Origin of the sequence: Pseudomonas sp. Choline-02u-1, assembly GCF_002836515.1 — a bacterium.
Lineage (GTDB): Bacteria > Pseudomonadota > Gammaproteobacteria > Pseudomonadales > Pseudomonadaceae > Aquipseudomonas.
Genome location: NZ_PJBC01000001.1, coordinates 136,343 through 150,014, shown reverse-complemented (window position 1 = coordinate 150,014; position 13,672 = coordinate 136,343). Strand labels below are relative to the sequence as shown.

Here is a 13,672-nt window from a genome sequence, read left to right as displayed (position 1 = left end):
TAGGATTAGTCTGAAAGTTATTGCTGGTAATGTTTCAAGTTGGTTCAAAATTTTATGTGACGTATTGCGCGACGCCATTGCCGAACGACCAGTTCTCTTTCTTTACCTCCAGCAAATTGATGAACACATCCTCCAGTCGGATGCCCAATTGCGCATGCAGACTTTCAGCAATGGTTTTGAACAGCAATTGTTTCTTCTCCACGCTGCGGCCTTCGCTGATGGTGATCTGGATGAACACCACGCCGTCGGTGCGCGGGATGCCGAGGTAGTGAGGGTCATACACGAAGTGCTGGCTGTCGTGCTCGTTGAGAATCTGAAAATTGTCGTGCTCCGGCACATCAATACAGGTGCGCAGGGCGGCGTAGATCTGTTCGCCGATGCGTCTGGCGAAAATGGGGTCGGGGTTTCGCTGGATATCAATACGAACCAGTGGCATGACAGCCTCCTTGGGTTGTGGCTTCTATCACGCTAGATCAACGGCGGGATTCTGGTAGGTGGTTGGTCCGGAATATGTCGGATTCCGTGTATGAAGCGGACTACGTGGAATTTGTAAGCGGAGTCGGAAAACGACATTTAACGTGGCTGAAAACGGCAAAAACATTGCTGAAAACGACTACCCATCAATCTGCTCCGCACAACCATTCCTCAGCTAAGTCTTTGCTTGTGTTGATTTATCACGGAGAATCGCGCCCCTGTTTCGGCCGGAGCATGTCTGTCGGTTTTTTCCGACGCGTCCTGACCGAGTGGCAAGTGACCGGAATGCGGAGATCCGACCGGATGAATGATCAGGCCAATAGCCTCGAAAAGCGCTTCGACGCAGCAGCACCTGCTGAACTTTCGAGCTGGAATCGCCAGGACACCACCTGGATGCTGGGACTGTTTGGGACGGCAATTGGCGCCGGCACCCTGTTTTTGCCGATCAACGCAGGGCTGGGGGGCTTCTGGCCGCTGGTGATCCTCGCGCTGCTGGCGTTCCCGATGACGTTCTACGCACACCGTGGCCTGACCCGTTTTGTGCTGTCCGGCCGCGAAGGCGCCGATATCACCGAGGTGGTCGAGCAGCATTTCGGCATCAAGGCCGGCGCGTTGATCACGTTGCTCTACTTCTTCGCTATCTTCCCGATCCTGTTGATCTACAGCGTCGGCCTGACCAACACGGTCGCCAGTTTCCTCGAACACCAACTGCACATCACGCCGCCGCCGCGCGTGCTGCTGTCGTTCGTGTTGATTCTCGGCCTGCTGGCCGTGGTGCGCTGCGGTGAACAGGCGATCGTCAAGGCCATGAGCCTGATGGTCTATCCGTTCATCGTTGCGCTGCTGTTTCTCGCCGTGTACCTGATTCCGCACTGGAACGGCGGCATCCTCACCACCGCCTCGCAAGTGCCGGCGCCGTCCGCGCTGCTGCACACGCTTTGGCTGGCAATTACGGTGATGGTGTTCTCGTTCAATCACTCGCCGATCATTTCGGCGTTCGCGGTTGATCAGAAACGCCGTTATGGCGAACACGCTGAAGAACGCAGCTCGCAGATTCTCGCGCGCGCGCATGCACTGATGGTGCTGATGGTGATGTTCTTCGTGTTCAGTTGCGTGCTGACACTGTCGCCGGCACAACTGGCTGAGGCCAAGGCGCAGAACCTGTCGATCCTGTCTTACCTGGCCAACCATTTCAGTAATCCGACCATCGCTTTTGCGGCGCCGCTGATTGCTTTTGTGGCGATCTCCAAGTCGTTCCTCGGTCACTACATCGGTGCCAGCGAAGGTCTCAAAGGGTTGATCGTCAAAAGCGGCAAACGCCCGGGGGCCAAAGCGCTTGATCGCATCGTGGCAGCGTTGATGCTGGTGATCTGCTGGATTGTCGCGACGCTTAATCCGAGCATTCTGGGCATGATCGAAACCATCGGGGGGCCGGTGATCGCAGCGATACTGTTCCTGATGCCGATGTACGCAATTCGCAAGGTACCAGCGATGGCGCGCTATCGCGGGCAGGCGTCGAATGTGTTTGTCACGGCTGTTGGTCTGGTGGCGATTTCAGCGCTGGTTTACAAACTGGCCGTGTGAGTGATCGTTCCCACGCTCCGCGTGGGAATGAAGCCCGGGACGCTCTGCGTTCCCAGGCGTGACGCGGAGCGTCACAGGAGGCGTTCCCACGCAGAGCGTGGGAACGATCAGCACAGGCATAAAAAAACGCCGCTCATCTCACGATGGGCGGCGTTTTTTATTGCGTTGCAGCGTTAGGCTTGAACGACCGGGATCTTGGCGTTCGCAGCAGCCTCACGGAACTCGGCGATCTGGTCGAAGGACAGGTAGCGGTAGACATCGGCCGCCATGCTGTCGATCTTGCCAGCGTATTCCATGTACTCCTCGACGGTCGGCAGGCGACCCAGGATCGAAGCAACGGACGCCAGCTCAGCCGAGGCCAGGTAGACGTTCGCGCCGTCGCCCAGACGGTTCGGGAAGTTACGGGTCGACGTCGACACCACGGTGCTGTTCGGCTCAACGCGTGCCTGGTTACCCATGCACAGCGAGCAGCCTGGCATTTCCATGCGTGCGCCAGCCTTGCCGTAGATGCCGTAGTAGCCTTCTTCGGTCAGTTGGTGAGCGTCCATCTTGGTCGGCGGCGACAGCCACAGACGGGTTGGCAGCTGACCCTTGACCTGATCCAGCAGTTTACCGGCAGCGCGGAAGTGACCGATGTTGGTCATGCACGAACCGATGAACACTTCGTCGATCTTCTCGCCAGCAACGCTGGACAGCAGACGGGCGTCGTCCGGATCGTTAGGCGCGCAGAGCACAGGCTCGTTGATCTCGGCCAGATCGATTTCGATGACTTCGGCGTATTCGGCGTCGGCATCGGCTTCCATCAGTTCCGGGTTGGCGATCCAGGCTTCCATCGCCTGAGCACGACGCTCCAGAGTACGTGCATCGCCGTAGCCTTCGCCGATCATCCAGCGCAGCAGGGTGATGTTGGACTGCAGGTACTCGGTAATCGACTCTTTCGACAGCTTGATGGTGCAACCGGCAGCCGAACGTTCGGCCGAGGCGTCGGACAGTTCGAACGCCTGCTCCAGGGTCAGACCTTCCAGGCCTTCGATTTCCAGGATGCGGCCGGAGAAGGCGTTTTTCTTGCCTTTCTTCTCGACGGTCAGCAGACCGTTCTGGATAGCGAAGTACGGAATGGCATGAACCAGGTCACGCAGGGTGATGCCAGGTTTCATCTTGCCTTTGAAACGCACCAGGATCGATTCCGGCATGTCCAGTGGCATTACACCAGTGGCAGCGGCGAACGCGACCAGACCGGAACCGGCCGGGAACGAGATGCCCATCGGGAAGCGGGTGTGCGAGTCACCACCGGTACCGACGGTGTCCGGCAGCAGCATGCGGTTCAGCCACGAGTGGATGATGCCGTCGCCCGGACGCAGGGAAACGCCGCCACGGGTCATGATGAAGTCAGGCAGCGTGTGGTGGGTGGTCACGTCGATCGGCTTTGGATAAGCCGCGGTGTGGCAGAACGACTGCATCACCAGATCAGCCGAGAAGCCCAGGCACGCCAGGTCTTTCAGTTCGTCACGGGTCATCGGACCTGTGGTGTCCTGAGAACCCACGGTGGTCATCTTCGGTTCGCAGTAGGTGCCAGGACGAACGCCTTGGCCTTCTGCCAGACCGCAGGCCTTGCCGACCATTTTCTGCGCCAGGGTGAAACCCTTGGTGCTTTCAGCCGGAGCTTCAGGCTTCTTGAACAGATCGAATGCCGGCAGACCCAGTTCGGCACGAGCCTTCTCGGTCAGGCCCCGGCCAATGATCAGCGGGATACGACCGCCGGCACGGACTTCGTCCAGCAGCACCGGGGTTTTCATTTCGAAGGTGGTGATGACTTCGTCGGTACCGTGCTTGCAGACTTTGCCAGCGTGCGGGTACAGGTCGATCACATCGCCCATGTTCATGTTCGACACGTCGAACTCGATCGGCAGGGCGCCGGCATCTTCCATGGTGTTGTAGAAGATCGGAGCGATCTTGCTGCCGAAGCAGAAACCGCCAGCGCGCTTGTTCGGCACGTACGGGATGTCGTCGCCGAAGAACCACAGCACCGAGTTGGTTGCCGATTTACGCGAGGAACCGGTACCGACCACGTCACCGACGTAGGCGATCGGGAAACCCTGGCCGCGCATTTCTTCGATCTGCTTCATCGGGCCGGTCTTGCCTTGCTCGTCCGGAACGATGCCGTCACGGGCCATTTTCAGCATGGCCAGGGCGTGCAGCGGGATGTCAGGACGCGACCAGGCGTCTGGCGCAGGGGAGAGGTCGTCGGTGTTGGTTTCGCCGGTGACCTTGAATACGCGCAGGCTGATCTTGTCGGCCAGCACCGGGCGCTTCTTGAACCACTCGCCGTCAGCCCAGGATTGCAGCACGGCCTTGGCGTGAACGTTGCCGTTCTTGGCTTTTTCCGCGACGTCGTGGAAAGCATCGAACATCAGCAGGGTGTGCTTGAGTTCTTCGGCGGCGACTGGCGCCAGCTCGGCGTCGTCCAGCAGTTCAACCAGAGTGACGATGTTGTAGCCGCCCTGCATGGTGCCGAGCAGTTCGACAGCGCGTTTCTTGTCCAGCAGAGGGGAGGAGGCTTCGCCCTTGGCCAGGGCAGACAGGAAGCCGGCCTTGACGTAGGCGGCTTCGTCCACTCCAGGCGGTACGCGATTGGTGATCAGGTCAACGAGGAAAGCTTCTTCGCCAGCCGGAGGGTTTTTCAGCAGCTCGATCAGGCCTGCTGTTTGTTCGGCGTTAAGCGGCTGGGGAACGATACCCAGGGCTGCACGCTCTTCGATATGTTTGCGGTAGGCTTCAAGCACAGTTATTACCCTCATCAGTGGTCCCAAATGGGTGTCCGGGACGCTCATCCCGAAATTGCCGTACTCATGCGCGTCACGACGTTGTGGGTCGTTCGGCCAGAATTACCGGCAATTCCTTACAGAAGCTGCTTTCAAAGTTTTACGCCTGCAGAACGGGGAGCTGATGAGGGTTGGCGTTGGGCTTTTCCCCGCTGGAAAAACCCTTCGCCAACACCGCTCTGAAGGAACGACTGTGCTCGTGACGCTTTGAAAACAGCTTCTAACGGACATTGGCGCCTTAAAAGGCTGGCTGATTCTACGGCAAAAAAAATTTAAAGGTAAGTCGCGCTCTATTGGACTTTCGTGGCAATAAGCGCGGCCGGAGCAAACGTGAGGCGCTGGCGAGACCTTGCTGTTTGAGGGGTGATCAATGCCCGACAAAGGGCTAACATGCCGGCCTGTTCCGCGTTTCAGTGTTCTGCCCATTTATGCCCAATCAGACCATCAAGACCCCCTGCGTCGGCCTCTGCTCCACCGTTTACGGTGACCTGGTGTGCCGTGGCTGCAAGCGTTTCCACCACGAAGTGATCCATTGGAATGGGTACAACGAGGAGGAAAAGCGCGCGGTCTGGCTGCGTCTGGAGCAATTGCTGTCACAAGTGATGGCGAGCAAGGTCGAGATCTTCGACCCGGCGCGGCTGCGCGAGCAGCTGGAGCAGCGCAAGATCCGCTTCGTACCGCATCAGTCGGAATATTGCTGGGCCTATCAGTTGATTGCCCGGGGCGCGCGGGTGATCGTTAATCTGGAAGCGTACGGGATGGTGTTGCTGCCGGAGTTCCGCGACTGGAACCTGCCGGAACTGCGTGACGCCATTGATCGTGAGTTCTTCCTGCTGTCGGAAGCGCATTATCAGCGCTACATCGCCCCCGGTTTCCTCAAAGACGCCTTTGGCGCCTGAACAGCAAAAGATCGCAGCCTTCGGCCGCTCCTACATGGGAATGCGTTCTACCCGCAGGAGCTGCCGAAGGCTGCGATCTTTTGCTTTTAATGTTTCACGGTCAATTCCACCAGATGATCCTCAACTTCCTGCGGCTTGAGCACCAGCACATCGCTCTCAAGCGCATCCAACACTGCTTCGGCGGTATTGCCGATCAACGCACCTGTCAGGCCGCTGCGCGCCACCGTGCCAATCACCGTTACCGCGGCCTGGAGCTTGTGCGCCATGAACGGGATCAGCACATCCGCCGGGCCTTCCTCGATGTGCAGGTGCTCGTCATCGACATCGAACTCCGCCTGGAACGCCCGACACTGTTCGCGATATTTGGCTTCTATGGTCGATTTGAGCTGAAACGTCGGATCGGCTGCCGAGAGCATCGGTGACGGATGCGCGGTTATCACATGCAGATGCGCCTTGGCCAGGCTGGCGATGTCGTAGCCATGATCAATGATGGTGCTGTGCAAATGCCGGTGCTCACCGTCGGCATTACCAACATCAACAGCCGCGAGGATGACCTTGTCCTTCCACGAACCAGCGGTTTTCACCAGCAGCACCGGAGTAGGGCAGTGGCGCAGCAACTTCCAGTCGGCCGGGGTCAGCAGAGCCTTTTTCAGTGAGCTGTCGGGAAAGTGCTGCTTGATTACCAGACCGCAACCCTCGGCCTGCTGCACATCGATGATGGTTTCGTGCAGGCTCTCGTTCCATGCCTGTTCGGTGGTCACGCTGTAGCCTTCGGCGAGCAATGCAGCCTTGAGCACGCTGAGCAGCCCAGCGTGATCATGCTTCTTGTCGCATACCAGTAGATGCAGGTGGGCCTGAGTGACGCCGGCGATCAGCTTGGCGCGCTTGAGCGCCAGGCTTTGCGCATGTTCAGGTTCGATGACCACCAGAATGCTGCGAATGGCTTGCATGAGCGGAGTCTCCAGCAAAGAAAAGGCACGGCGTTGCACAACTATAGTTGCTACCCGAACGTCTGCGACTTGATGCATATCAACAGCCGCTGCTGGTGGTCTGCGGGCAGGCCGGTATAATCGGCGCCTTTCGCTCGAACACCTTTTTACCGTGAGCCCCATGATCCTTCCCGAAATCCACGAATTCCTTGGCTGCCGCACGCCCGACGCCTGGGTCCAGGCGGCATTGGCCGACCAGGAAACCCTGCTGATCGATCACAAGAACTGCGAGTTCAAGGCCGCCAGCACGGCGCTGAGCCTGATTGCCAAGTACCACGCCCATGTCGACCTGATCAACATGATGTCGCGTCTGGCCCGGGAAGAACTGGTGCACCACGAGCAGGTCATGCGCATCATGAAGCGGCGCAAGATCGAGCTGCGTCAACTGCACGCCGGCCGTTACGCCTCGGGCCTGCGCAAAGTGGTGCGCAGTCACGAACCGGTGAAACTGGTGGATACGCTGGTCGTCGGTGCCTTCATCGAAGCGCGCAGTTGCGAACGCTTCGAAGCACTGGTGCCGCATCTGGATGAAGAACTGGGCAAATTCTATTTCGGTCTGCTGAAAAGCGAGGCGCGGCATTTTCAGGGTTATCTGAAACTGGCCTATCAGTATGGTGATGCCAAGGATGTCGCGCAGGTGATCGAGCGCGTCCGCGCGGCCGAGCAGGAACTGATCGAATCGCCGGACGAGGAATTCCGCTTCCACAGCGGTGTTCCGGTCGCCGCATGACGGGGCAGCTCCTACAAAAAACGAACATCATCGTCTGATTGTAAAAAACTCTTAAGAGAATGAAACATCACCGAAAACCGGCCCGCGTGGCCGGTTTTTGCTGTCTGCCGTCATCGCCTGTTCGATGAATGCCCGCATAATATCGGCCCTTCCACGTTTGGCTTGGCAACGGTCGTTATGGATAACCTGGGTTTCGGCAAAGTTCTGCTGGTCGAAGACGACGAACGTCTCTCCGCACTGATCGCACACTTTCTTGAGCAACACGGCTACGAGGTACGCACGGTGCATCGCGGCGATCTGGCCGTGGCGGCGTTTCTCGAATTCAAGCCGAAAATGGTGGTGCTGGATCTAATGTTGCCGGGGCAGAGCGGGTTGCAGGTCTGCCGGGAAATTCGCAGCGTGTCGGATACGCCGATCGTCATCCTCACGGCCAAGGAAGACGACCTCGATCACATTCTCGGCCTGGAATCAGGCGCTGACGATTACGTGATCAAACCGATCAAACCGCCGGTATTGCTCGCGCGGTTGCGGGCGTTGCAACGGCGACAGATGCCGGACACCAGCGTGGTCAGTTCGCTTGAGTTCGGGCAATTGAGCATCGACCGCAGTTGCCGTGAAGTGCGCTTGGCCGGTGAGCTGATCGAGCTGACCACCATGGAGTTCGAGCTGCTCTGGTTGCTCGCCAGCGCGGCGGGCAAGATTCTTTCGCGTGACGACATACTCAACCGCATGCGCGGTATTGCGTTCGACGGGCTCAACCGCAGCGTCGACGTCTACATCAGCAAATTGCGCAACAAACTCAAGGACAACCCTCGCGAGCCGGTCTGCATCAAGACCGTGTGGGGCAAGGGCTATCTGTTCAATCCATTTGCGTGGGAATTGTAGATGCTGCGCTTATTCCTCGGCCTGTTTCTGGTGATGACAGTGGGGCTGGTGCTGGCCTTGCAGACGGTCGAGCACACCTTCAACGCGTTGCTCGACAGCCAGACGCAGGATTACAACCGTGAAGCCGTGCGTGGTCAGGCGTGGTCGCTGGTCGATCATCTGCAAGGTCGCCAGGGCGCCGAGCGTGAACAGAAACTCGATTCATTGCGCGCGCATTACGGTCTGTCGCTGAGTCTGGTCGAGGCCGATCAACTGGCCCTGACGCCGCAAGAAAAGGCCGAACTGGCGCAGAATCTGCTGGTGATCCGCGACGATTACACACAGTTCATCAGCAATATCGATGGTGGCGCGCAGTTGCTCAGCATCAAGCTGCCGCCGGAGCCGAGTCTGATGCCGTTCTACATCACCGCAGCCTACATGATGCTCGCAGTGCTGATCGGCATCGTTCTGTTTTTCTGGGTGCGTCCACACTGGCGCGACCTGGAAAAGCTGCGGCTGGCCGCCGAGCGTTTCGGCGCGAACGATTTGTCGGTGCGCATCCAGTTATCGCGGCGCTCGAACATCCGCGATCTGGCCGAGCACTTCAACCTGATGGCGGCGCGCATCGAGGGGCTGATCGCCAACCAGCGCGAACTGACCAACGCCGTGTCCCACGAGTTGCGCACACCGATCGCACGGCTTTCGTTCGAGCTCGATCAGCTAAAGCAACAGCCGGACCCAAGCCGGAATCGCGAGCTGATCGCCGACATGTATGCCGACCTCGGAGAGCTTGAGGAAATGGTCTCGGAGCTGCTGACCTACGCCAGCCTCGAGCACGGCGCGACGGTAATCAAACGCGAGAAAATTCACGCGGCCGACTGGCTCGACAGCGTTGTCGGCAGTGTCGCGTTGGAAGCTGAAGCGGCGGGTGTGCAGTTGTCGATCTCAGATTGCCAGGTTGACATCGTGAGCATTGAACCGCGTTTTATGGCGAGGGCGGTGATCAACCTTTTGCGCAACGCCATCCGCTATGCCGAGCAGCGCGTTGAGGTGTCTCTGCTGCGCAACGGCGATGACTATGAAGTGCGGGTCAGCGATGACGGGCCGGGCGTGCCGCTGAATGGACGGGGAAAAATCTTCGAACCGTTTTCGCGACTCGACGCCAGCCGTGACCGGCGCACCGGTGGTTTCGGGCTGGGTCTGGCGCTGGTACGGCGGGTGTCGCAGTCCCATGGTGGGCAGGTTGAGGTTGGCGATTCGGTGTGGGGTGGAGCGTTGTTCAGGATGACCTGGGCGCATCTGGACTGATTGATATTGCCTGCTCGCGAAGGGCGCGGTATTCAGCGGGTCACGCCGAGTCGCTCATGCCACTGGGCGATCGATTCTTCGGGATATTCATCAAACTGCTGATCCTTCGGCTTGGCCTCGAGCTCAACCCACGGCGCTTTCGAACCAAGCATCAGGTGCGTGTGTTCCGGCGGCACCGGCAGTGGCGTGTCGATCGCCGAGGCGAATGGATGAATCAGCTCTGGCCACTCCGGGCTGAACAGCCAAAGGCCGCTGCCGCACAGCGCACAGAAGTGGCGTTCGGCGCTGCTGCGATGGGCGCGTTTATCGCTTTCAGCTTTCATCTTCGCGTGATAGATGCTGATGTTTTTGCGTCCGCGAACCTTGAGGGTAGTCGCATCGCCGCCGAGATTGATCGCATAACCGCCACCGCCCTGCGTCTTGCGACAGATCGAGCAGTAGCAGCGTTGATAGGGATAAGGATGGGCGCTGTCAAGGCTGAACGTGACTTTGCCGCAATGGCAGGAGCCTTCGAGGTGCATGGTGCTCTCCTGTGTCTGAATGGTCCGCTTGAGCCTAGAACATTTTGCGCCGCGCTTGCCGGTGTGATGCGACCGGCGGGCGCAGCGTCTAGCTCCAGTGTCCCCGCAATCCCATGGGGCGAGACTTTCGGAACCCGGCATGCAAGCGCTGTTGAACGAGATCCTTGACGCGGTCCGGCCCCTGATCGGGCAGGGCAAAGTTGCTGACTATATTCCCGCCCTCGGCACCGTGCCGGCCAACCAATTGGGCATTGCCGTGTACAGCAACGATGGCGAAATGTACTGCGCCGGCGACGCTGAAACGCCGTTCTCGGTGCAGAGTATTTCCAAGGTGTTCAGCCTGGTACAGGCCATCGATCATTCCGGCGAAGCGATCTGGGAACGGCTTGGCCACGAGCCGTCCGGCCAGCCATTCAACTCGCTGGTGCAACTGGAATTCGAGCGCGGCCGCCCGCGCAATCCGTTCATCAATGCCGGGGCACTGGTCATCTGCGACATCAACCAGTCGCGCTTCGCCGCACCGACACTGTCGATGCGCGACTTCGTCCGACGCCTGTCGGGCAACCCGCAGATCATGATCGACGGCAAGGTCGCCGACTCCGAATACCAGCACCGCGCGCGCAATGCGGCGATGGCGTATCTGATGCAGTCGTTCGGCAACTTTCACAACGATGTCGAAGCAGTATTGCGCAGCTATTTCAGCCATTGCGCGCTGCGGATGAATTGCATCGATCTGGCCCGGGCGTTCTGCTTTCTGGCCAATGACGGGTTCTGCAAGCACAGTGGCGAGCAGATCCTGACGCGCCGCCAGACCCAGCAGGTGAACTCGATCATGGCGACCAGCGGTTTGTATGACGAGGCAGGTAACTTTGCTTATCGCGTTGGTCTGCCGGGCAAGAGCGGGGTAGGTGGCGGGATTGTTGCGGTAGTGCCGGGGCAATTCAGTGTGTGCGTCTGGTCGCCGGAGTTGAACGCGGCGGGTAATTCGCTGGCGGGGATGGCGGCGCTGGAGTTGCTGAGCTCGCGGATTGGCTGGTCGGTGTTCTGACCCACCTGAACACCACAGGTTTGTTTAGTGTTTGTAGAGGTGTATTTGAGCCCGTATTGCGCTACATTTTCCGGCCGCCCTCTGCATGGTGAATCCGCTTCATGTCTCTTGCGCTCGAACGTCTAGTCGCTGGCACGCCGATCCCTTTCGCTGGTAACCGCGTCACCGTGGTCAGCCCCGAACTGGCCGCGCGGTTTCAGCCCGGAGACCATTTGCTGGTCGAGCAAGTTACAGGCGAGTTGTTGCTGATCCCTGTGGCCGATCAACAGGCCGCCTCGGTGGCGATCGAGCGTGCGGCTGCGGCATTCAGCGCTTTGTCGACAGTGCCCGATGAAGCCATCGGTCAATTCTTCGACCTGTTCGCTCAGCGCCTGGAAAATCCTGAATGCTGGACGCAGATCGAAGCTGCCAACCGCGCGGACATCGAGCGGGCCAAGGCGCGCGGTCGTTCGACCACACGCTTGCTCGCGGATGAACGCATGCGCCGCGACATGATCGCCGGGCTGCGCGCCTGGCGTGATGCGCCACCGACGCGTGGCAAAGTCATCAGCAGCGTCGAGCACGACGGCTGGAAGGTTGAGCAAGTCGTCTCGCCGCTGGGCATCGTCGCATTTGTCTTCGAAGGCCGACCCAACGTATTTGCTGACGCTGCCGGGGTGTTGCGCACTGGCAATACCGCTGTGCTGCGCATCGGCAGCGATGCGTTGGGCACCGCGCAAGCCATCGTCACCCATGGATTGAACCCGGCACTGGCCGAAGCCGGCTTGCCGGTTGGCGCGGTGTCGTTGGTCGAAAGCGTCAATCATGCCGCCGGTTGGGCGATGTTCGCCGACCGGCGTCTGTCGCTGGCGGTGGCGCGTGGCTCGGGGCGCGCGGTCAGCCAGTTGGGCAGCATTGCCCAGCAGGCGGGCACCGCCGTGAGCCTGCATGGCACCGGCGGCGCGTGGCTGGTCGCCGACCGTGACGCAGACGCCACACGCTTCGCGGCGGTGGTGCGCAACTCGCTGGATCGCAAGGTCTGCAACACCCTGAATGTCTGCCTGATTCAGCGTGAACGCGCCGCTGAACTGGTGCCGCTGTTTCTCGATGCGTTGAAAGGCGCAGGCACGGCGCGCGGCCAAGGCTGCAAATTGCACATCATCGAGGGCAGTGAAAGTTGCCTGCCAAGCGAATGGCGGAACGCGACGGTCGAGGTTTATCGTGCGCAGGGTTACCGGACCGAAGCGCTGGCCGAATCCTTGCCCGAGTCGGACCTGGGCCGCGAGTGGGAATGGGAGGAAACCCCGGAAGTCAGCCTGATGATCGTCGAGGACCTGGATCAGGCAATCGCGCTGTTCAACCGTTACAGCCCGCAATTCACCGTGTCGTTGATCAGTGAGGATGCGGCGGCTCAGGAGCGTTTCTATAACGCCGTGAATGCGCCGTTCGTGGGCAACGGCATCACGCGTTGGGTCGATGGCCAGTACGCGCTGAACAAGCCGGAACTGGGCCTTTCAAATTGGGAGAGCGGGCGCCTGTTTGCGCGCAGTGCAATTCTCTCCGGCGATGGCGTTTTTACCGTGCGCAGTCGCATGACTCAGATTGATCTCACGGTGAAACGCTGATCTGTTGATCGTTCCCACGCTCTGCGTGGGAACGCCTCTAGGGACGCTCCGCGTCCAGTGACGCAGAGCGTTACGGCCTGCATTCCCACGCAGAGCGTGGGAACGATCACCGGCCCGGGCGTCAGGCTGCGTTGGAAGTCCTAGCGCTGATCGCGCAAGTGGTTGGTTGCTCGGCCAACGGTACAAAGGTGCGACGATCGGAAGTGAGCGCGTCGATCGAACCGGTCTCGATGTCATAGACCCAGCCATGCAGATTCAGCCGCCCTTGCTCCTGGGCCAGGCGCACACTCGGGTGGGTCTGAATATTCGCCAGTTGCGCGATCACGTTCTCGCGCACCATCGAGCTCAACTTCGCCGCGTCGCTGCCATGCACGCGCGCTTCGTTCATCACCTTCGCCGACTCGGCATGCTGCAACCAGCCGCTGACGGCTGGCAGGTGATCCATGCATTTGCACTGGGCAATCGCGGTCATCGCGCCGCAATCGGAGTGGCCGCAAATCACGATATCGGTCACTCCCAACACCGCCACCGCATACTCCACCGTCGCTGACACGCCGCCCGGATGCGGGCTGTAGGAGGGCACGATATTGCCGGCGTTGCGGATCACGAACAGCTCGCCGGGTTCCTGCTGGGTCAGCAGCTCAGGCACCACACGGCTGTCGGAACAAGTGATGAACAGCGTGCCGGGTTGCTGAGTCGTGGCCAGATGTTTGAACAGTTCGCTGCGTTGCGGGAAGGCTTCGTTCTGGAATTTCAGGAAGCCGTCGATCAAGGCTTTCATGGGGCGTGTCCTCTTGGCGGAAATCGGATGGCCCGCACGCAGGGTGCG

Annotated in this window: 12 protein-coding genes; 7 read left to right on the top strand and 5 right to left on the bottom strand. The window is 59.7% G+C overall.

What is annotated here, in order from left to right; translation table 11 throughout:
• Positions 1-52: 52 nt before the first annotated feature.
• A complete protein-coding gene (locus tag CXF97_RS00740; protein WP_101155233.1) occupies positions 53-436 on the bottom strand; it encodes a tautomerase family protein in 384 nt (127 codons plus the stop codon).
• A 341-nt stretch (positions 437-777) separates the two neighbouring features.
• Between CXF97_RS00740 and CXF97_RS00735 the strand changes: the two genes are divergently transcribed.
• Positions 778-2,058, top strand: a complete 1,281-nt coding sequence (locus tag CXF97_RS00735; RefSeq protein WP_101155231.1) for an HAAAP family serine/threonine permease — start codon at positions 778-780, stop codon at positions 2,056-2,058.
• 173 nt (positions 2,059-2,231) lie between these two features.
• Here the strand turns inward: CXF97_RS00735 and acnB are convergent, their stop codons facing one another.
• Positions 2,232-4,841, bottom strand: a complete 2,610-nt coding sequence (acnB, locus tag CXF97_RS00730; RefSeq protein ID WP_101155229.1) for a bifunctional aconitate hydratase 2/2-methylisocitrate dehydratase — start codon at positions 4,839-4,841, stop codon at positions 2,232-2,234.
• Positions 4,842-5,308: 467 nt separating this feature from the next.
• On the opposite strand from acnB, the gene CXF97_RS00725 reads away from it, so the two are divergent.
• Positions 5,309-5,779, top strand: a complete 471-nt coding sequence (locus tag CXF97_RS00725; RefSeq protein ID WP_101155227.1) for a DUF1289 domain-containing protein — start codon at positions 5,309-5,311, stop codon at positions 5,777-5,779.
• Positions 5,780-5,865: 86 nt separating this feature from the next.
• On the opposite strand, the gene CXF97_RS00720 is transcribed toward CXF97_RS00725, so the two are convergent.
• Positions 5,866-6,729, bottom strand: a complete 864-nt coding sequence (locus CXF97_RS00720) for a universal stress protein (RefSeq protein WP_101155225.1) — start codon at positions 6,727-6,729, stop codon at positions 5,866-5,868.
• Between the two features lie 160 nt (positions 6,730-6,889).
• Between CXF97_RS00720 and CXF97_RS00715 the strand changes: the two genes are divergently transcribed.
• The 3 genes from CXF97_RS00715 (at position 6,890) to CXF97_RS00705 (ending at position 9,670) form a co-directional block, all read left to right on the top strand.
• On the top strand, positions 6,890-7,498 hold the full coding sequence (locus tag CXF97_RS00715; protein WP_041480839.1) for a tRNA-(ms[2]io[6]A)-hydroxylase: 609 nt from the start codon (positions 6,890-6,892) through the stop codon (positions 7,496-7,498).
• A 177-nt stretch (positions 7,499-7,675) separates the two neighbouring features.
• Positions 7,676-8,383: a winged helix-turn-helix domain-containing protein gene (locus CXF97_RS00710; RefSeq protein WP_101155223.1), complete on the top strand. Its 708-nt coding sequence runs from the start codon at positions 7,676-7,678 to the stop codon at positions 8,381-8,383.
• The gene (locus tag CXF97_RS00705) at positions 8,384-9,670 is read left to right on the top strand and encodes an ATP-binding protein (protein WP_101155221.1); all 1,287 of its coding nucleotides are present in this window, start codon (positions 8,384-8,386) and stop codon (positions 9,668-9,670) included.
• Positions 9,671-9,702: 32 nt separating this feature from the next.
• Here CXF97_RS00705 and CXF97_RS00700 read toward each other — a convergent pair whose 3' ends face one another.
• Positions 9,703-10,191 carry a GFA family protein gene (locus CXF97_RS00700; RefSeq protein WP_101155219.1) on the bottom strand — a complete coding sequence of 163 codons (489 nt, stop codon included), beginning with the start codon at positions 10,189-10,191 and terminating at the stop codon, positions 9,703-9,705.
• 139 nt (positions 10,192-10,330) lie between these two features.
• Here CXF97_RS00700 and glsB point away from each other — a divergent pair, with 139 nt between their 5' ends.
• A complete protein-coding gene (gene glsB, locus CXF97_RS00695) occupies positions 10,331-11,239 on the top strand; it encodes a glutaminase B (protein ID WP_024013269.1) in 909 nt (302 codons plus the stop codon).
• Positions 11,240-11,340: 101 nt separating this feature from the next.
• Positions 11,341-12,843, top strand: a complete 1,503-nt coding sequence (locus CXF97_RS00690) for an aldehyde dehydrogenase family protein (protein ID WP_101155217.1) — start codon at positions 11,341-11,343, stop codon at positions 12,841-12,843.
• Positions 12,844-12,964: 121 nt separating this feature from the next.
• Here the strand turns inward: CXF97_RS00690 and CXF97_RS00685 are convergent, their stop codons facing one another.
• Positions 12,965-13,624, bottom strand: a complete 660-nt coding sequence (locus CXF97_RS00685; protein ID WP_101155216.1) for a carbonic anhydrase — start codon at positions 13,622-13,624, stop codon at positions 12,965-12,967.
• Between the last annotated feature and the right edge of the window lie 48 nt (positions 13,625-13,672).